The 521-nt window shown below is 66.0% G+C and carries 1 pseudogene; it reads left to right on the top strand.

The annotated features are described in order from the left end of the window. A pseudogene (locus ATO4_RS26750) lies at positions 1-521 on the top strand (flagellin C); the annotation flags it as partial.

Here is a 521-nt window from a genome sequence, read left to right as displayed (position 1 = left end):
CGCCCTGTCCGCCGTCTCCGACTCGCTCGGTATCGGTGCCGCCACGGTCGACGCTGCCTATACCGGTCTCAACTCGGCCAAGGACATGCTCGACACGATCAAGGCCAAGCTGACCACCGCCACCTCCGACGGCGTCGACAAGGCGAAGGTCCAGTCGGAAATCACGGCCCTCCAGGGCCAGCTGCAGACGATCGCGGAATCGGCCTCCTTCTCCGGCCAGAACTGGCTCTCCACCGGCTCGTCGGCGGCCCTGTCGAAGGAGATCGTCTCCGCGATCGCCCGTGACGCCACCGGCTCGCTGACCGGCGGCTCGATCGCCGTCGACATCACCAATGTCCGCCTCTTCTCCGACAACGGGGCCGGCGTTGACACGGGCATCCTCAACAAGACCATCGACCTGACCAAGTACACCAACACCTCGGGCGTCGCTGCGACGGTCGAGACGAGTGCGGTGTCCTTCTCGAATACCGACGACCTCGTGACCTTCTCGGTCAAGCAGGGCGGCGCTGCGGCCAAGACGG

This window comes from Aurantimonas sp. 22II-16-19i (assembly GCF_002088275.1).
Lineage (GTDB): Bacteria > Pseudomonadota > Alphaproteobacteria > Rhizobiales > Rhizobiaceae > Jiella.
Note: the sequence above shows the minus strand (reverse complement) of the source record. Positions and strands in the feature narration are given on the sequence as shown.